At 73.6% G+C, this 17,742-nt stretch carries 18 protein-coding genes; 8 read left to right on the top strand and 10 right to left on the bottom strand.

Annotated elements, in window-relative coordinates:
* Nucleotides 1-101 precede the first annotated feature (101 nt).
* The 3 genes from ACA361_RS36390 (at nt 102) to ACA361_RS36380 (ending at nt 4,577) form a co-directional block, all read left to right on the top strand.
* Nucleotides 102-1,520, top strand: a complete 1,419-nt coding sequence (locus ACA361_RS36390) for an amylo-alpha-1,6-glucosidase (RefSeq protein WP_375019650.1) — start codon at nt 102-104, stop codon at nt 1,518-1,520.
* A 70-nt stretch (nt 1,521-1,590) separates the two neighbouring features.
* Nucleotides 1,591-3,117, top strand: a complete 1,527-nt coding sequence (locus tag ACA361_RS36385) for a hypothetical protein (protein ID WP_375019649.1) — start codon at nt 1,591-1,593, stop codon at nt 3,115-3,117.
* Nucleotides 3,114-4,577 carry a hypothetical protein gene (locus tag ACA361_RS36380; RefSeq protein WP_375019648.1) on the top strand — a complete coding sequence of 488 codons (1,464 nt, stop codon included), beginning with the start codon at nt 3,114-3,116 and terminating at the stop codon, nt 4,575-4,577. The genes ACA361_RS36385 and ACA361_RS36380 overlap by 4 nt, the downstream gene beginning before the upstream one ends.
* On the opposite strand, the gene ACA361_RS36375 is transcribed toward ACA361_RS36380, so the two are convergent.
* Nucleotides 4,571-5,008 (bottom strand): hypothetical protein, encoded by a 438-nt coding sequence (locus ACA361_RS36375; RefSeq protein ID WP_375019647.1) that lies wholly within the window; start codon nt 5,006-5,008, stop codon nt 4,571-4,573. The two genes, ACA361_RS36380 and ACA361_RS36375, sit on opposite strands and share 7 nt — an antisense overlap.
* A gap of 228 nt (nt 5,009-5,236) precedes the next feature.
* On the opposite strand from ACA361_RS36375, the gene ACA361_RS36370 reads away from it, so the two are divergent.
* Both ACA361_RS36370 and ACA361_RS36365 read left to right on the top strand, forming a co-directional pair.
* Nucleotides 5,237-5,722 carry a flavin reductase family protein gene (locus tag ACA361_RS36370; RefSeq protein ID WP_375019646.1) on the top strand — a complete coding sequence of 162 codons (486 nt, stop codon included), beginning with the start codon at nt 5,237-5,239 and terminating at the stop codon, nt 5,720-5,722.
* 92 nt (nt 5,723-5,814) lie between these two features.
* On the top strand, nt 5,815-6,414 hold the full coding sequence (locus ACA361_RS36365) for a dihydrofolate reductase family protein (protein WP_375019645.1): 600 nt from the start codon (nt 5,815-5,817) through the stop codon (nt 6,412-6,414).
* A 49-nt stretch (nt 6,415-6,463) separates the two neighbouring features.
* On the opposite strand, the gene ACA361_RS36360 is transcribed toward ACA361_RS36365, so the two are convergent.
* Nucleotides 6,464-6,649 carry a DUF397 domain-containing protein gene (locus ACA361_RS36360; RefSeq protein WP_375019644.1) on the bottom strand — a complete coding sequence of 62 codons (186 nt, stop codon included), beginning with the start codon at nt 6,647-6,649 and terminating at the stop codon, nt 6,464-6,466.
* A complete protein-coding gene (locus ACA361_RS36355; RefSeq protein ID WP_375019643.1) occupies nt 6,646-7,515 on the bottom strand; it encodes a helix-turn-helix transcriptional regulator in 870 nt (289 codons plus the stop codon). The genes ACA361_RS36360 and ACA361_RS36355 overlap by 4 nt, the downstream gene beginning before the upstream one ends.
* A 37-nt stretch (nt 7,516-7,552) precedes the next feature.
* Here ACA361_RS36355 and ACA361_RS36350 point away from each other — a divergent pair, with 37 nt between their 5' ends.
* Together ACA361_RS36350 and ACA361_RS36345 are read left to right on the top strand one after the other, a co-directional pair.
* The gene (locus ACA361_RS36350) at nt 7,553-7,999 is read left to right on the top strand and encodes an ATP-binding protein (protein WP_375019642.1); all 447 of its coding nucleotides are present in this window, start codon (nt 7,553-7,555) and stop codon (nt 7,997-7,999) included.
* A 62-nt stretch (nt 8,000-8,061) separates the two neighbouring features.
* Nucleotides 8,062-8,547: an NUDIX domain-containing protein gene (locus ACA361_RS36345; protein WP_375019641.1), complete on the top strand. Its 486-nt coding sequence runs from the start codon at nt 8,062-8,064 to the stop codon at nt 8,545-8,547.
* Here ACA361_RS36345 and ACA361_RS36340 read toward each other — a convergent pair.
* From ACA361_RS36340 to ACA361_RS36330, 3 genes are all read right to left on the bottom strand, one after another.
* Nucleotides 8,520-10,391, bottom strand: coding sequence for a potassium transporter TrkA (locus ACA361_RS36340; RefSeq protein ID WP_375019640.1), 1,872 nt, complete (start codon nt 10,389-10,391; stop codon nt 8,520-8,522). The genes ACA361_RS36345 and ACA361_RS36340 overlap by 28 nt on opposite strands.
* A gap of 91 nt (nt 10,392-10,482) precedes the next feature.
* Nucleotides 10,483-11,070, bottom strand: a complete 588-nt coding sequence (locus ACA361_RS36335) for a TMEM165/GDT1 family protein (RefSeq protein WP_375019639.1) — start codon at nt 11,068-11,070, stop codon at nt 10,483-10,485.
* 298 nt (nt 11,071-11,368) lie between these two features.
* The gene (locus ACA361_RS36330) at nt 11,369-11,875 is read right to left on the bottom strand and encodes a DoxX family protein (protein WP_375019638.1); all 507 of its coding nucleotides are present in this window, start codon (nt 11,873-11,875) and stop codon (nt 11,369-11,371) included.
* A 137-nt stretch (nt 11,876-12,012) separates the two neighbouring features.
* On the opposite strand from ACA361_RS36330, the gene ACA361_RS36325 reads away from it, so the two are divergent.
* Nucleotides 12,013-12,987 carry a nucleoside hydrolase gene (locus ACA361_RS36325; protein WP_375019711.1) on the top strand — a complete coding sequence of 325 codons (975 nt, stop codon included), beginning with the start codon at nt 12,013-12,015 and terminating at the stop codon, nt 12,985-12,987.
* A gap of 75 nt (nt 12,988-13,062) precedes the next feature.
* Here the strand turns inward: ACA361_RS36325 and ACA361_RS36320 are convergent, their stop codons facing one another.
* From ACA361_RS36320 to ACA361_RS36305, 4 genes are all read right to left on the bottom strand, one after another.
* Complete coding sequence (locus ACA361_RS36320) at nt 13,063-13,968, bottom strand: carbohydrate kinase family protein (RefSeq protein ID WP_375019637.1); 906 nt, start codon at nt 13,966-13,968, stop codon at nt 13,063-13,065.
* Complete coding sequence (locus ACA361_RS36315) at nt 13,965-14,894, bottom strand: pseudouridine-5'-phosphate glycosidase (RefSeq protein ID WP_375019636.1); 930 nt, start codon at nt 14,892-14,894, stop codon at nt 13,965-13,967. The genes ACA361_RS36320 and ACA361_RS36315 overlap by 4 nt, the downstream gene beginning before the upstream one ends.
* Before the next feature lie 153 nt (nt 14,895-15,047).
* Nucleotides 15,048-16,061 carry a LacI family DNA-binding transcriptional regulator gene (locus ACA361_RS36310; RefSeq protein ID WP_375019635.1) on the bottom strand — a complete coding sequence of 338 codons (1,014 nt, stop codon included), beginning with the start codon at nt 16,059-16,061 and terminating at the stop codon, nt 15,048-15,050.
* Between the two features lie 153 nt (nt 16,062-16,214).
* Entirely contained in the window at nt 16,215-17,663 is a 1,449-nt protein-coding gene (locus tag ACA361_RS36305; RefSeq protein WP_375019634.1) for an SPFH domain-containing protein, read from the bottom strand.
* Nucleotides 17,664-17,742: the final 79 nt, after the last annotated feature.

The raw sequence follows: 17,742 nt of genomic DNA, 5'->3' as shown, positions 1-17,742 counted from the left end.
ACGCGGGTCGCGGGCCCGGCCTTGCGCCGGCTCCCGTGCCCGGGAGACTATGTCCTGCGTCGCGGACAAAGTGTCCGATTCGGCGGACGAAGTGAGGCACCGTGACCGCAACCCCCCGGGCCGGGGCCCACCTCCGGCCGACGGCCACCGGGCCGGTCCCCCGGCGGCGCGGCGCGCTCACCGACATGGAGACCGCCGCCCGCGCCGCGTACGCCCTGCGCGGCAACGACCGCGGCCGCCTCACCGTCGCCGCGCCCGGCCTCTACCCCCACATGTGGAGCTGGGACGCCGCGTTCATCGCCATCGGCCTCGCCCGCCTCTCCCCCGACCGCGCGCTGACCGAGATGGAGACCCTCCTCGCCGCCCAGTGGCGCACCGGCATGGTCCCCCACATCGTCTTCTCCGACGGCTCGGACGGCGAGGGCTCGTACGAGCCCGGCCCCGCCCGCTGGGCCTGCCGCGACGTCTGCGCCGACGCCCCCGAAGGCCCCGCCACCAGCGGCCTCATGCAGCCGCCCGTCCACGGCGCCGCGATCCGCCGCATCCTGGACGCCGCGCTCCGCGCCGCCCCGACCGAGCGCCGCGCCGCCACCGACCGCATCCGCGCGCTGTGGCCCGCCCTGCTGGCCTGGCACCGCTACCTCGCCGACCGCCGCGACCCCGACCGCCGCGGGCTGCTGACGATCTACCACGGCTGGGAGAGCGGGCTGGACAACTCGCCCCGCTGGGACGCCCCGTACGCGGCCGTCGTCCCGCCCGCCGCGTTCACCCCGTTCCGCCGCGCCGACGTGCACGCCCTCGGCACCCTCGGCGGCGCCGCCGCCCAGCGCCCCACCGACCTCGACTACAGCCGCTACCAGTGGCTGATCGAGGAGCTGCGGGAGGCCCGCTACGACGACGCGCGCGCCCGCGAGTCCCTCAGCTTCCGCGTCGCCGACGTCCTGTCCAGCGCGATCTTCGCGGCCGCCGCCGAGGAGCTCGCCACCGTCGCCGACGAGCTGGCCCTCCCCGGCGTGGACGAGCTGATCGCCCACGCCGACCGCTTCCGCCGCGGTGTCGCCGCCACCACCGACGAGGACGGCTTCGCCGCCGACGTCGACCTCCGCACCGGCCGCACGCTCCGTACCGCGACCGTCGCCGGCTTCGCCCCGCTCCTCAGCGGCGGCCTGCCCCCGGCCCGGCGCCGCCGCCTGGTCGACACGCTCTTCTCCCCCGACTGGTGCGGCCACCCCGCCCTGGCCACCGCCCTGCCGCCGAGCACCAGCCCGTCGTCCCCCGCGTTCGACCCGGCCCGCTACTGGCGCGGCCCCCAGTGGCCGCCCATGACCTGGCTGCTGATCTGGGGCCTGGAGCGCTCCGGCGAGCCCGAGGCCGCCGCCGTCCTGCGCGCCTCCGCGCTCGACCAGCTCTCGGACGGCGTCTTCGCCGAGTACTACCACCCGTTCACCGGCGAGGCCCTGGGCGCCCGCCCCCAGTCGTGGACCGCCGCCGTCGCCCTGGACCTGATCTTCACCGGCTGACCCGCGGCCGCGCTCGTGTGTAGGTTGAACACTTCCGCATGGGCTGATCTCCGGTCGGGAGGTGGGGCGGATGGCGATCCGCAGCATCCTGTTCGGCGCCGCCGGACCCCCCGCCGGGCTCGCCGACGTCCCCGAACCCGGCCACTTCCGTGACCTGAACCTCGACCAGGTCGTCCGGGACGCCGCGCGGGCCGGCGGCGCACCGGAACTCGCCGCCTGCTACCGCCACCCGCTGCGCGACCCGGACCTCGTCGCCTTCCGCCAGCGGATCTTCCGCGACCTGGAGGACCCGGCCGTCCACGAGGTCGCCGTCCGGTTCACGGCCGCCATGGAACGCACCCGGCGGCGCCTGGAGGCCCTGTCCCGCCGCAAGCACCCGCCGCAGGCGCACCGCTGGTTCCTGGAGATCGCGCTCGACCACACCGCCGCGGTGATCGCGTTCGCGGAGGGGCTGGACGCCGCGCCCCTGACCGCCCCCGGGCTGCTCGACCTGCGCGACGACGTGACCGCCCACGCCCGCGGCGCGGCGTTCACCGGGTTCCGCGAGCGGGCCGCCCGGCTGCGCGACCGCCTCGGCGACGTCCGGTACGACCTGTTCCTGCGCGGCGACCAGGTCACCGTCGCGGCGCACGACCCGGACGCCCGCCCCGACTTCGCCGAACGGGTCCTGGCGACGTTCGAGCGCTTCCGCCAGGACCCCGCGCCCGCACCGCGCGACGGCTCCCCGCCCGAACTCGGCCTGGACGACGTCGAGGCCGTCATCCTGGACTTCGTCGCCGAGCTGCACCCCCGCGTGTTCCGGGACGTCGCCGCGTTCTGCGAGAGCGGCCGCGGCCTCGTGCCGGACGACCTGGCGCGCGCCGAGCACGAGCTGCGGTTCTACCTCGGCTACCTGGCGTACCTGGCACCGCTGCGCGACGCGGGGCTGCCGGTCTGCCTCCCGGCGGTCTCCGCCGCCGACAAGACCCTCGCCGCCCGCGACGTGTACGACCTGGCGCTGGCCGCCAAGCTGGGCGGCGAGGGCGTGGTGACCAACGACGTCCACCTCTCCGGCACCGAACGCGTCCTCGTCGTCTCCGGCCCCAACCAGGGCGGCAAGACGACGCTGTCGCGCGCGTTCGGGCAGCTCCACCACCTCGCCGCCCTCGGCTGCCCCGTCCCCGGCCGCGAGGTGCGGATCTTCCTCCCGGACCGGATCCTCACCCACTACGAGCGCGCCGAGGGCCCCGACGACCTGGCCTCCAAGCTGGAGGAGGAGCTGCTGCGGACGCGGGCGCTCCTCGACCGCGCGACGCCCGCCAGCGTCATCGTGCTGAACGAGATCTTCTCCTCCACCACCGCCGGCGACGCCCGGACGCTCGGCGAGACCGTCCTCGCGGAGATCACCCGCCTGGACGCGCCGTGCCTGTGGGTCGGCTTCATCGACGAGCTGTCCCGGCTGAGTCCCAAGGCGGTCAGCATGGTCGCCACCGTCGCCGGCGACGAGCGCACGTACCGGATCGTGCGGCGCCCCGCCGACGGCCGCGCCCACGCCCGCGCGATCGCGGAGCGGCACGGCCTGACGTACGCGCAGATCATCGACCGGGTGCGCCGGTGAGGCCCCGGCTGCTGGCGGCCGCCGGCTCCCCGGAACGGGCCGGCGCGGACCTGGCCGACGACCTGCGCCTCCACCACCTGTGGACGGCCATGGCCCGCGGCGACGAGCGCCTGTACGCCCTGGCCCGCGCGACGACGCTCGCGCCCCTCACCGACGCGGCCGCGATCGGCCACCGCCAGCGGGTCCTGAACGACTGCCTGCGGAACCCCGGAACGGTCCGCGCCCTCTACCGGCTCGCCGCCGAGGCCGTCGACGCCGAGCGGAAGATCTTCCGCGGCGGCCGTCCCGAGGCCCTTCTGAACCGCTCGGTCCGGACGCTGGAGCTGGCCTGCGAATCGCTGCGGGACCTGCGCGACCTCGCGGCCGAGCGCGCCGCGGCGTTCCGCTCCGCGGGCTTCGCCGAACTGTTCGGCGCGCTCCGCACCGAGGTGGGCGAGGACTACCTCCGTACCGCGGAGGCGCTCCTCGGGGACCTCCGCTTCGACCACGGCATCGTCGCGAGCGCGCGGCTCGGCCCCGGGAACAAGAGCACCGACCTGCGCCTGCACGCGCCACCGGGAAAGGGCCGCGTCCCGCGCCGTTTCCGCAAGGCCGGCCTGACCTATACCGTCCCTTCCGAGCACGAGGAGAGCTGGCGCGCGCTGCCCGCGCTCCGCGACCTCGTCCTCGCGGACGTCGCCCGCGCGACCGCCGAGTCCGCCGACCACGTCCGCGACTTCTTCCGCGCCCTGCGCGACGAGCTCGGCTTCTACGTCGGCTGCGTCAACCTCGCCGAGACCCTCACCGGCCACGGCCTGCCGATCTGCCTCCCCGAACCCCGGCCGCCCGGGGACCGTACCCTCATCGCCCGCGAGCTGTACGAGCCGAGCCTGGCCCTCCTGCAAGGCCATGCCACGGCCGGCGACGTCGACGCCCCCGGAACCGGCCTCATCGTGATCACCGGCGCCAACCGCGGCGGCAAGTCCACGTTCCTGCGCGCCGCCGGGACGGCCCAGCTCATGATGCAGTGCGGCATGTTCGTCCCGGCCCGCGAGTTCGCGGCCTCCCTCGCGGACGGCGTCTTCACGCACTTCAGGCGCGAGGAGGACCGCTCGATGTCCAGCGGCCGGCTGGACGAGGAGCTGGCCAGGATGAGCGCCCTCGTCGACGGGCTCCGCCCCGGCTCCCTGCTCCTGTGCAACGAGTCGTTCTCGTCCACGACCGAGCGCGAGGGCGCCGAGATAGCCGCCGGGATCCTCCGCGCCCTCGCCGACCTGGGCACCCGGACGCTCTTCGTCACCCACCTGTACGACCTGGCCCGCCGCCTCCACAACGCCCCGCCCCCGGGCACCCTGTTCCTGCGCACCGGACACGATGACGCCGGCGCCCCCACGTACCGCCTCCTCCCCGGACCGCCGTCCCCCACGGCCCGGGCCATGGCCCTCTACACCCGGATCTTCGGCGACCGCCGGGCTCAGTGACCGGCGCCGATCCTCGCCGCCGCGCCGCGCAGCACTCCGGGGACCAGCCTGCGGTGGACGGCCGACAGCGGCGGCCACACGACCGCCCCGAGCCGCCGCTCGTAGCGCAGGAAGGTGCTCAGCGCCACGCGCCCGTCCGCCACCTGCACCACGAGGTTCCCGGACAGGAACCATGACTCGGCTTCGAGCACGATCCAGTCCTCGCCCCGCCCGGCGACGCGCCACCCGGCCACGGTGTCCGGCGACCGTCCCCGGGCCAGCCGCAGCCCCAGGAGCCCGCGCCAGATGAACCGCTCGCCGGGGCTGGGCACGTCCCCGAACATCGCCCGCGCCCACCGCTCCGGGCCCGCGTCCACGCCCGCGGCGAGGCCGAACCGGTCGGCGTAGTCGATGACGGGCAGCGTGCTGAGCGCACGCGCGGACTCGGGCACCTCACGCACCCCCACGACTCCGCTGACGGCCTCTCCGGCACGGACCGCGCGAGGAACACCCATGGCCACAGCCACCTTCCTGCTCGGGGCACCCGCCCCGAATATACGGTTGCGTATAAAGCCGAGGCTAGACCTGTTATACGGTTCCGTATATTCGATGCCGGGGTGAGCTGGAACACATTGCGCGGCGTGCGCGAGGACGCGGCCTCGGAACCCTAGGCTGCGGGGATGGACAGCGACGAGTTCGTCGGCGGATTCGACTACCCGATGTTCGTGGTGACCACCGCCGATCCCCGGACGGGCACGCGGGCGGGCTGCCTGGTCGGGTTCGCCACGCAGACCAGCATCGAGCCGTTCAGGTTCCTGGCCTGCCTGTCCCGGCGCAACCACACCTACCGCGTCGCCGCGGCGGCGGACCTGCTGGCCGTGCACGTCCTCGGCCGGGACCAGCAGGACCTGGCGGCCCTGTTCGCGACGGAGACCGGGGACGAGATCGACAAGTTCGCCCGCTGCGCCTGGCGGCCCGGCCCCGAAGGCGTGCCGCTGCTCGCCGACGCCCACCGCCACCTGGTCGGCCGGATCCTGGAACGGGCCGACCTCGGCGACCACGTCGGCTTCCTGCTCTCCCCGATCGACGTCGCGGTCCGGACCCCGGCCGCCCCGCTCAACTTCCGTTCCCTGCCCGACCTGGAACCCGGCCACCCGGCCGGCTGACCCCGCGTGCCGGGACCCGCGGACCGTGCGGCCGTCCGGCGTCTACCGTGGGCGGGTTCCACGACCGATCGGCATTCATCCAAGGAGCGGTGATGGGCGAGCTCGCGGTGGTCAACTTCGTGTCCCTCGACGGCGTGATGCAGTCGGTGCTCTCCCCCGAGGAGGACCGGGACGGCGGGTTCGACCGGGGCGGCTGGGTGCTGCCCTATGTCGACGCGGCGGTGGAGAGGTTCATGAGCGACTCCACCGCCGGGGCCGCGGCGCTGCTGCTCGGCCGCCGGACGTACGAGATCTTCGCCGCCACCTGGCCGTACGCCGACCGGAGCGACCCGGCGGTCGCGGCGATGAACGCCATGCCGAAGTACGTGGCCTCCCGCACGCTCACCGACCCCAGCTGGGAGAACTCCACCGTGCTCGGCGCCGACCTCCCCGCCGCGGTGACCGAGATCAAGAAGCGCACCGAGGGGGAGATCGTGCTGTTGGGCAGCGGCGGGCTCCTGCGCACGCTGGTCGAGCACGACCTCGTCGACGAGTACCGCCTGCTGCTCTTCCCGCTCATCCTCGGTGACGGCAAGCGGCTGTTCGACACCGGTACGGCGCCGCGCGACCTGACGCTCACCGCGTCGGAGGCGTCCAGCACCGGCGTCCTGATCAACACCTACCGGCGCACCGCCGGCGCCGGCCGAGCCTGATGCTCTTCGCGGTCCCGTGGCTCGCCTTCCGCGTCCTCCAGACCGGCGATCAGGCGCCCGTCTTGATACGGGACACGAGCCTGGAGAACTCGGCCGGAGCCACGACCAGATGACCGGCATCCGGAGCCTTACTATCCCGCAGACCAACACCGCCCACACCAAGGTGGGCGACCTCAACGCACTCGTTGCCCTGCGTGTTACTGCGGCTGGACTTCCGCCAGAAAGGATCCTTCATCGCATGGCCTCCCTGATCCGCCCGATAAAGGCTCGACTGTCCGTCCGGGACATCGCATCTGCCCCAATCCTGTCGAACCGTAGCGCAAACTCCGCTACCTCAGCGGTCTCCTGAGCCAGCCGCCCACCCCCGAAAGCCTCCAGGTAGGTGACCGTCTCCGAGCGGGTGGAAATGACCGTGAACGAGCCATCTAGCCCCATATGGGCACCTACCCGCCTTGGAATGACCCGCACCCAAGCGTTCGGCCGCTCGCTGAACTCCATGAGGTGAGCGAGTTGTGCCCGCATCACCGCCGCCCCTCCTACAGGCTGGTCGAGAACGGATTCGTTGAGCAGGGCCCAGATTTCCGGCGACCGCGTCAGAACCTCTTGACGCGCCATGCGCGCCTCCACCGCGGCGTCCACGTTCTGGAGACCACCGGCGACGAACAAGGCTCGCGCGTAGTCCGGGGTCTGGAGAAGCCCGTGCACCACTGACAGCGTGTACGTCTTGATGCTCCGCGCCTTGGCTTCGTACTGGGTGAACGCGCGGAACCAGTCGGGGTCGTGACCGGCCTCGGCGAACTTGCGGAGTCTGGCGAAGTGCCCACCGGTGTCCCACACGGCGTCCAGCGCTTTGACCTGGTCCTTATTCGGCTTTCGGATGCCACTTTCAAGGTTGTGTACTTGCTGCTTGGTGACGTGAATGATCTTGGCCACCTGCGACTGGGGCATGCCGCGGCACTCGCGATACCTGCGCAGGTCGTATGCCAACCACGACCAGAGGGAGTCGTCCGGGTCGACTCCGGGATGCGGCGCCACGTTGACCTCCGGGGGGTGAGTACACAACGCCAACGAATACTCCTCAGAGTAATCGATCGATCGCATTCTGTACTCCGAACGACCGGACGGAAGGAGTGCAGTGATGACGATGGCGAGAACGATCCATCCGGTGGCCGAGTGCGAGCTGCGGGCCGCTCGGGCCTCGGTGGTACTAGCGCGGATGTTCGTGGCGGCGACCGTCCAGGAGTGGGGAGTCACGGAGTGCGAGGAGGCCGCCCTAGCCGTGGTATCGGAGCTGGTCACCAACGCCGTGGAGGTGACGGCGCAGGGGGCTTTCGTACGAGTGCGACTGAGCCGGAGGGAGGACGGCCTCTGGCTGAAGGTGCTGGACGGCGCAGAGCGGCGGGAGCCCGTCGTCAGGGAGACCGTCACCTGTGTCGAGGACGTGGACGCGGCCGAGGGCGACGCGTTCGGCGGGTGGGGGCTTCAGCTCGTACGGCACCACGCGGAACGGGTGTGGACGGAGCGCGCCGCCGAGCAGGGCTGCAAGTGGGTGTGCGCGGTCATCGGCCTGGCCGCCCGCGAATGAACGGGAGGCGGCGACGATCGCCTGCGCCGAACGCGTTCGGGAGGCGGTGTCATGATCGGGGGATGACGGTTCCCAGGGCGGTGGCGGTGGTCGTGGACGGGCCTCGCGTGCTGGTCATGAAGCGCTTCCGCAGGAAGGGGTCGTCCAGCGAATGCGGTCTCTGCGAGCTCGGCCGGGAGGCGGGGCCCGAGTGCCCGGGGCACCGGTACGCGATCCTGCCGGGCGGGCATGTGGAGGAGGGGGAGACCGCCGAGGCGGCGGCCGTCCGCGAGCTGGAGGAGGAGACGACCCTCCGGGCGCGGATCGGGCGTCCGCTGTGGACCGGGTACCACGCCAGGCGGCCGGCGTCGTACTTCCTGATGACGGACGTGGCCGGCGTCCCGGTGCTGTCCGGGCCCGAGGCCGAGGCGCAGGCGCCGGACGACTCCTACGAGCTCATGTGGGCGGGGCCGGAGCTGTTCGAGGAGCTGAACCTGCTGCCCGTGGACGTGCGCGAGCCGCTGGCACGGCTGCTGGAGGGTCAGTCCTCGGCGAGGACGATGACGTAGTCCTCGGCGGTGAGGGTCAGCGGGGCCCTCTTGGCCGGGTTGAGGACGACGCCGTACGCCGGGGGGTCGTGGAACTGCTCGTGCAGGCGGTAGCCCAGGGCCGTCTCGCCGCGGCGGCGGGCGGACTCGATGACGGTGGCGAAGTCGGCGACGGCTCCGGGGCGGAGGTAGTCCGAGGCCGGTTTGAGGTAGAGCTCGGAGCCCGCCGGGTCCAGCAGGTCGGTGAAGACGTCGTGCAGGTGGCGGTTCTCGCTGAGCTGGGTGAGCATCAGGCTGATCAGCTTGTCGCTGACGACGAAGTCGTCGGCCTTGGTGACCTGGGCGACCTCGCGGTTGGCGTCGTCGTTGATCTCGCTGACGATGGAGAACGGGTCGCCGAGGCTCTCCTCCATGTCGCGCAGGTGCAGGAGCGTGACGAGGGTGCGGGCGTCGGCGTGCTGGGGGTCCTGGCCCTCGTCGCCCAGGACGATGATCTTCTGGTACGAGCCGACGTCCAGCGCCTCCAGCTGCGTGCGGTCGGTGGGGTCGCAGCGGACGAAGCCGACCTTGATGTTGTCCAGGCCGCCGAACGCCGCGCTCGGGTCGTCCTGGCGGGCGGCGATCACGAGTTCGGAGCCCGGCTCGACGAACGCGTCCAGCAGGCGGATGATCTTGGCGGCGCGGCCGTTCCAGCCCACGAGGAGGGTGCGTTCTGGGCCCTGGAAGCGGGGTGCGGCGGTGCTGATCGCGTCCTCGGCGAAGGGCGCGGGCGTCTCGGCGAGGCGGATCAGCAGGTCGTCCTCGGCGAGCAGGATGATCTCGTCGTCCGCGGCGATGACCGTGTCGGCGGGCGGGTTCACGGCGACCGTGCCGGCGCGGCGCAGGCCCACCGGGACGCCCAGCTCGTACGCGGAGAGGGCCTGGCCGTACGTCATGCCGGTCAGGGCCGGCTCGGGCCGCATGTAGAACTCGTGGCCGCGGTAGTTGAGCAGGTCGGTGCAGACGGTGGACAGGCCGGACTGCCGGTGCGACTGGACGATCAGCTGGATGGCGATGTCGTCGGCGTCGATGACGTGCGCCGCGGGGCCGCCGGCCAGGCGGGCGGCGGGGAGGTTGGCGGAGTCGTGGACGGCGGCGACGACGTGCGGGCGCGCGTCGTCCCACTCCCGGGCGCCGAGCGAGAGCAGCACCTTGATCACGTGGTTGTCGGCGTCGGCGACCGGCGGCGACAGCACCATGATCGAACGGGCCGTGCCGGGGCTGACCAGTTCGAGGTCGGCGACCTTGAGGGGGTCGCCGCGCCGGCAGACGACGCGGGTACGGCCCAGGTCGCCGACCGTGGCGCGGATCGCCTCGTCCATGTCGATCTTGTCGCGGTCGGCGAGGATGGCCACGCAGGAGCGGCGCCGGCTCTGGTTGGCCTCGACCAGTTCGGCGACCACCGTGAAGACCTGGTCGGACCAGCCGAGCACGACGGTGTGGTCGCGTTCGACGATGCGGGAACGCCCCTTCCGCAACTGGGCGATCTTGCCTTCCAGGCCGGTGGTGAGCACGCCGATCAGCGCGCTGACGATGAAGATCCCGCCGATCGTGGCCAGCAGCATCAGCCCGAGGAACGGCGCGGTGCCCTCGTCGTCCCCCATCGTCCCCGGGTCGAGCGTCCGCAGCAGGCTGCGCCACACCACACCCGGCCAGCTGCCGTTGCGCGCGGTGTCGCCGGGGGCGAGCAGCACGGCGAGGACGGTGACCACGAGGATGAGCGCGCCCGACGCCAGGCCGAGCCAGCCGATCAGCGCCGGGGTGCCCTTGGCCATGGTGTTGTCGAACCAGTAGCGCACGCGCTCCCGCCGGCTGACCCGCGCCAAACGGACCTCCCCCGTGTCGATCCTCCGGCCATCTTGCCGGAAACCGCCGCAATACGGGCGAGGTTCGGGGGAGCCGACCCTGGGCCCGTCCTCAGCCCAGGACGGCCTCGCTCAACGACCAGATCGCCAGCCCGGCCATCACCACTCCCCCGATCCGCTGGACGATCTTCAGCGGGACGCGCTCGGCGATGAACCGCCCGGCGATCAGCGCCAGCGCGGAGACGCTGACCAGCGCCAGCAGGGCCCCCAGCGCGACGGGCAGCGGCCCCTGGGTGGCGGCGAGGTTGGCGGTGGTGATCTGGGTGAGGTCGCCCCACTCGCTGATGAAGACGACCGTGAACGCGGTCAGGTAGGTCGGCCAGAGCCCGGTGACCTTCCCGCCCGCGCCCTCCTCCTCGTCATCGTCGTCGTCGCCCCCTCGCAGCAGCGTGTACGCGCCGAACGCGAACAGCGCCGCCGCCACGACCTGCACCAGCGGCTTGGGCAGCAGCGCGAAGACGCTCCCGGCCGCCACGGCGACCAGCACGTGCACGACGAACGCGCTGGACGTCCCGAACCACACGTACAGCGGGCGCATCCGCGTGCCCATCGCCAGCGAGGCGAACATGGTCTTGTCCGGCAGCTCGGCCAGGAAGATGACGGCGAACGCGGTCAGGAGCGTGGTGACGCTGAAAGACATCGGGGCCCTTCCCCCTCAGGGCCGGGCCTCGACGGCCCTGTGGCGCGTACCGGGGGCGCGCCCCGGAGGGAGAGGACCGCTCGGCCCGGCATGACGGATGCGCCCGGAAACGGGCACGCCTTACCAGACCGAAGGTCTCGTCCACCGTGACCAGGTCACGGCCTGAGGGCCGGGCTCGCGCCAGTATGTCGACCGCTCAGCGGATCGGGACTACTCCCCTTCGCCGCGGACCAGCCTACCCGAACGGATCAAGCCCCCGCCGGGGCGGGGGCTCGATGATCCGGTGCGGCCGGCCGTGTCAGTGCCCGCGGCCCCGCTTGAGGCCGTTCACCAGGGCCCGGGTCTCGGCGCGGCGGTCCCAGGCGACGAGGGCGAAGATCACGCCGAACACCGCGGGGAGCAGCGCCCAGGCGGGCTCGATGACCAGGATCTGGGTGAGCGCGGCGCCGACCATGAGCCCGATCAGCCCGGTGGCCGCCGCGCCGGCCAGCCGCGGGATCACCAGGCCGATGGCGCCCGCGGCCTCGACCGCGCCGACGAAGTAGCGCATCCCGTCGTGCCAGCCGAGCCTGACGAACGTCTCGACCGCGTCGGCCTGCCCGGCGAACTTCGGCATCGCCGAACCGAACAGCAGGAACGCTCCGATGAGGATCTGGAAGCCCCAGAGCACCCGGCGCCGAACGGAGGTCTTGCCCGTGACGGACGCGGAGGCGGCGGAGGCGGCGGTACGGCGCTTGCGGGCGGTGGCGGTGACGTTCTGCACGGCGGTGGCAGTGGCGGCGGTGTTCTGCACGGAGGCGGTCATCGGATTCTCCTTCGCTGGTGTGCCTTCACCTACGCGTCGAGCGGCCCCGCCCCCGTTCGACATCCCGCCCGAACTTTCTCAAAGAATTTCTTCCGCCCAGGTCAGCCGCCCGAATCCCCCTCATAATGGGCATCGTGATGGACCTGTCTCCCGCTTCGCCCGTGCCCCTCCTGCTCGACTGCGATCCCGGGCACGACGACATGTTCGCGATCCTCCTGGCCGCGGCGCACCCAGCGGTCGACCTGCTGGCCGTGACGACCGTGGCGGGCAACGGGCCGCTTGAGGCGGTGACGCTGAACGCGCGGAAGATCTGCACGCTCGCCGGCCTGGACGGCACGGTGGTGGCGGCCGGGGCCGACCGGGCGCTGCGCGGGGACCGCCGGACCGCGCCCGACATCCACGGCGAGACGGGGCTGGACGGCGCGCCGCTGCCCGAGCCCGCCGTCCCGCTGGCGGACGAGGACGCCGTCACCCTCATGGCGCGCCTGCTGGCGGAGTCGGACCGGCCGGTGACGATCGCCGCGACGGGCCCGCTCACCAACGTGGCGACGCTGCTGGAACGCCACCCGGAGGTGAAGGAGCGGATCGAGCGGATCGTGTTCATGGGCGGCAGCGCCGGCCGGGGCAACACGACGCCGCTGGCCGAGTTCAACGTCCACACCGATCCGGAGGCCGCCGACCGGGTGCTGCGCAGCGGGCTGCCGCTGCTGATGTGCGGGCTGGACGTCACGCACCAGGCACTGGCGACCCCCGAGATCTTCGATCGGCTGCACGCGATCGGCGGGCTGCTGCCGGCGACGCTGGGCGGGCTGCTGCGGTTCTTCGCGGGAGCGTACGAGAAGGTTTACGACATGCCCGCGCCGCCGGTCCACGACCCGGTGGCGATCGCGGCGATCATCGAGCCCGCCGTGGTGCGCCTCGTGGACGCCCCGGTGGCCGTGGAGCTGGCCGGGGAGCACACGCGCGGCGCGACGGTCGTGGACCTGCACGGCGTCACCGGCGCCGAGCCGAACGTCCAGGTGGCGCTGGACCTGGACGCGGACCGGTTCTGGGACCTGATGCTGGACGCGATCCGCACTCTCACCGACCGCGGCGCCCTCGGCGGAGCCTGAGCCACGACCGAACACCGGGTGCCCGGGCCGGGGGCGAGCGTTGGTGGGGGTGATCGGTGGGGGTGGTCTGTTGCCCTACCGGGTGCGGGGGTCCGGGGTGAGGTTGGTCGGGGGGCGGGCGCCCACGGTGGTTATCGCGGACGCGGCGGCGGAGAGGCCCTCGCGGGCGCAGTCCTCCAGGGGGCGGGCCGCGGCCCATGCCGTCAGGAAGCCGGCGCAGAAGGCGTCGCCCGCGCCGGTCGGGTCGACGACCTCGGCGGGCGCGCTGGGCAGCCGGAGGCGGGTCCCGTCGCGCGCGGCGACCAGCGCGCCGTCCGCGCCGAGCTTGAGGGCTACCACCTCGTGGTCGGCGGTCAGGGCGGTGGCGACGTCGGACGGTTCGCGCAGGCCGGTCAGCAGGCGGCCCTCGTCCAGGTTCGGGAAGATCAGGCAGGTGCCGCGGGCCCAGGCGCGGAACGCCTCCGCCCCGGTCGCGGCGAGGAACGCGGCCGAGCCGGGGTCGACGGAGACGTCCACGCCGCGGCCGCGGGCGCGGGCCATCAGGCCGCCGACGGCGTCCCGCACGCCGGGGTGGAAGAGCGAGTAGCCGGAGACGTGCAGCAGCCGGACGCCGTCGAGCAGCTCGTCCGGCAGGTCGGCGGCCGACAGGTTGAGGTTGGCGCCGCGGTCGGTGTACATGTCACGGCGCCCGCCCTCGGCCAGCACCACGATCCGGCCGGTGGCGGCGCCCGGGTCGGCGGCCAGCCGGGCGTCCACCCCGGCCGCGGCGAGCGCGGCGGTGTGGGCGGCGATGTCGGCGGCACCGGCGCGTCCGGCGAAACGCACGTCCGCGCCGAGCGCGCCCAGCCAGGCGGCCTGGTTGGCGCCGGAGCCGCCCGGGCAGGCGGTGATCGTGGAGGGGGTGTCGCTGTCGGCGGTGACCGGCCGCTGCGGCCGGACGACGATGTCGTCGATCACGTCGCCGACCACGAGCACGGTCATCGGCCCGGCGACCAGGCCAGCGCGATCCGCGCCGCCAGGGCCACGTTGGACCGTACGGCGCGGATGTTCGCCTCCAGGCTCGCCCCCTGCGAGGCCCGCTGGAAGTAGTCGAGCAGGAACGGCGTGACGGGCTTGCCGTGCAGGCCCCGCCGGTCGGCCTCGGCCAGCGCCTCCGCGAGGATCCGGTCGTGCAGCGCGGGGTCGAGCTGCTCGGCGGGCGGCAGCGGGTTGGCGACCACGATCGCGGACCGCAGGTCGAGGTCGTCGGCGGCGGACATCATCCCGGCCACGGCGGCCGGGTCGCCGGCCTGCCAGTCGATCGAGTGCCCGGACTCCGACAGGTAGAAGCCGGGGAACCGGTCGGTGCCGTACCCGACGACGGTCACGCCGAGCGTCTCCAGCCGTTCCAGCGTCGCGGCCACGTCCAGGATCGACTTCACGCCCGCGCAGACCACGGTGATCGGCGTGCGGGCCAGCGTGGGCAGGTCGGCGGATTCGTCGAACGTCCCGGCGGCGCCGCGGTGCACGCCGCCGAGCCCGCCCGTGGCGAAGACGCGGACGCCGGCGCGCCGGGCGAGGTACGCGGTGGCCGCGACGGTGGTGGCCGCGTCGGCTCCCGTGGCCATCGCGACCGGCAGGTCCCGGACGCTGGCCTTGGCGACGCCGTCCCCGGTCGCCATCCGCTCCAGGTCGGCCGGGGACATGCCCACGAGCGGGCGGCCGCCGACCACGCCGACGGTCGCGGGCACGACGCCGGCGGCGCGCAGCGCGTCCTCCAGCTCCCGCGCGACCTCCAGGTTGCGGGGCCGGGGCAGCCCGTGGGCGATGATCGTCGATTCCAGTGCGACGACCGGCCGCCCGGCGGCCAGCGCGTCGGCGACCTCGGCCGACGCGATCACCCGCTCGTCGCCGTCCCGGCCGTTCATGACACCATCCATTGCGGGAGCGCTCACCGGCCGCACGCTAGCCGGGTGAACGCCCTGGAGTAAAGCGCTTGACGAGGCTGACATGATCACGTGACCGAACGGCCGGTTCCCTGTTACGCGATACCCGGGCCACGGCCCGCGGCGCTCTGCCGGTCAGGCGGCGGTCTTCGGCGGGGCCGTGGTGGCGCGGACCTGGAGGGGCGCCGGAAGGGGCGGGGCCTCGGTGTCCGGGGAACGGCCCTCCATCAGTTCGAGGAGGAGCCCGGCGGCGCGGTGGCCCAGGTCGAACGCCGAGAGGGTGACGGTCGTCAGCGGCGGGCTGACGAGCGCGGAGAACGGCAGGTCGTCGAACGCGGCGACCGACAGCTCGCCCGGTACGGCCACGCCCAGCCGGGCGGCGGCGCGCAGCACGCCGTACGCGTGCACGTCGGCCGCGCAGACCAGCGCGGTGACGCCGGCGGCCTTCCAGCCGTCCCAGCCGGCGGCGAAGGCCGCGGCGGCGGCGTCGATGTCGGTCCTGGCCTGGACGGCCGGGCCCGTGAAGCCGTGGCCGGTGACCTCGCGCAGGCGGGCGTCCATGCGGGCGCGGCGGGCCTGGAACGTCGGCACGCCGATGTCGGCGTCGAGGTAGCCGATCCGGTCGTGGCCGAGACCGAGCAGGTGGTCGATCAGCGCGGTCGCGCCCTCCTCCAGGTCGAATCCGACGTACGGGGAGTCGGACTCCGGGGACGGCCGGTCCAGCACGACCAGCGGGGTACGGCCGTCGAGCTTGCGGATCAGGTCGACGGCGGGCGCCTCGGCGAGGATGCCGTCGACCCGTTCGGCCACCATCCGGTCGAGCCCGGCGGGGGTGGGGTCGTGCGCCGGGTCGGCGATGACGAGGCAGAGCTGGTAGCCGCCGAGCCGTCCGGCGACGCCCTGGGTGAGCTGCGAGAAGTACGGGTTGGCGATGTCGGGGACGACGAGCGCGACGCTGTGCCGGCGGCCGGTGGCCAGGTCGCGGGCGACGGCGTCGACGCGGTAGCCCAGCTCGTCGATCGCGGCGAGCACGCGGGCGCGGGTGCCGGGCGAGACGCGGCCCTCGGCCTTGCCGTTGACGATCAGTGAGACCGTCGCGGTGGACACCTGGGCCCGGCGGGCCACATCGGCCGCCGTGGTCCGCTTCACCGCCCGCACAGCACCTCCCGCCACGGCCCGGTCAGGGCGCAAGTCGGCCCGGTAAGGCCCGTTGTCCAGCGGTTTCGCCCGCCGGACCCCGCGATGATAGCCGTTCGCGCGGGCTATGGGCGGGCGAACGGGGCGCCGCCGGAGGTCCGGCGGTCAGCGGCCTTCCGGGCCGTCGCCGGTGGCGTCGCGCAGCGCGCCGACCACGGCGGTGAGCTGGGCGACCAGCCCGGCCACGCTGGTCTGGTCGGTGCCGCCGATGGTGACCGAGCGCAGCTCGGCGGGCGCCGGCAGCCGCTCCACGATCCCGGGCAGCGCGCCGATCAGTTCGGCCTGGACGCTGGCGGGCGTGCGCGCGTTCTCGATGGCGGCCCTGGCCTGGTCGCGCTCGACCTCCAGCATGGCCTGCTCGTGCCGGAGCGCGGCGCGGGCGCGGGCCGTCTCCAGCTCCCCGTCCAGTTCGAGCCGCTTCAGCTCCCGTTCCCGTTCGATCCGCAGCCGCCCGGTCTCGGCCTCCTCGGCGTGCCGGTCGCGTTCCATCCGCAGCGCGTGCCGCGTCGTCTCGGTCTCCAGCTCGGCGACCTCGCGGGCGTCGTCGTGCTCCCGCCGGGTGCGGCGGAGCTTCTCGGCGACCTCGGTGTCGAACCGGCCCGCCTCGTTCCGGGCGCGCAGCTCGGCCAGCTCCCGCTCGTGCTCCAGCCGCTGGGTCTCCTTGAGCCGCCCGGCCGCCATCTCGCGCTGCGCGATGGCCTCCTCTGCCTCCAGTTCGGCGAGCCGGGCGAGCTGCGCCTGCTCGGAGCGGTACGGCTTCTGCAGGTTCTCCCAGAGCCGGGACGAGCTGACGACCGCCTCCTTGATCTGCACGGTGACGATGCGCAGCCCGAGGCCCTCGTCCGCCGCGTCCGCCTCGCCTTCGGCGACCGCGCGCAGCCGGGCGGTGAGCTCCTCGATGATGGGCTGCTTGTCGCTGAGGACGTCGCGGACGCCCATCGTGGACACCTTGTCCTTGATCGCCGCCTCGGCCTGCTCCTTGAGCTGCAGGTTGACCAGCCGCATCGGGTCCTGGTCGTCGCCGAAGTCGAGCTTGCGGTAGGCGACCGCGAAGTCCTGGATGATCCACTGCACGTACCCCTGCACGAGGACGCCCTGGAGCTCCTTGCAGATGCAGTACGCGTTGATCAGGATCGTCTGCGTCGCGCCCGGCACCACCAGGAACGAGTCGGTCGCGGGGTTGAACCGGAACGAGACGCCCAGCCCGATGTGCAGCGGCTTCTCCCGGCCGCGCCGGGTGTGGACGACGAACGCGTTCGGCGGGACGAGCACGTTCTTCCAGCGCCAGAAGCCGCTGATCCGGACGTCCACCGGGCCCGGGCCGCCGCTCCCGGACGCCGGGTCGCCGGCGCCGAGGGCCCGCTGCCGCTTGCCGAGCGCGCCCGAGGGGCGCGAGGAGCGCGAGCCGCGCGGCGCGGGCGCCGCGGCGGCCATCTGCGGTGGCCCGCCGGGGGCGGCGGGGCCGCGGCGGGCGCGGAGGTCGCCCTCGAGTTCGGCCTGCTGCGCGACGACCTGTTCGAGATAGGTGTTGCCCTTGCCGGCCCCGCTGCTCATCGGCCCCTCCTCGCGCTCGCCCCGCCGGTCGGCGCCGAGTCTGGCCGAGCCCGCTCGCACGCCGCAACCGCTTTGCCCG

The sequence above is a fragment of the Actinomadura sp. 21ATH genome, from assembly GCF_041951345.1.
Lineage (GTDB): Bacteria > Actinomycetota > Actinomycetes > Streptosporangiales > Streptosporangiaceae > Spirillospora.
The sequence above is the reverse complement of the archived record's forward strand: the minus strand, read 5'-3'. Positions and strand labels throughout refer to the sequence as shown.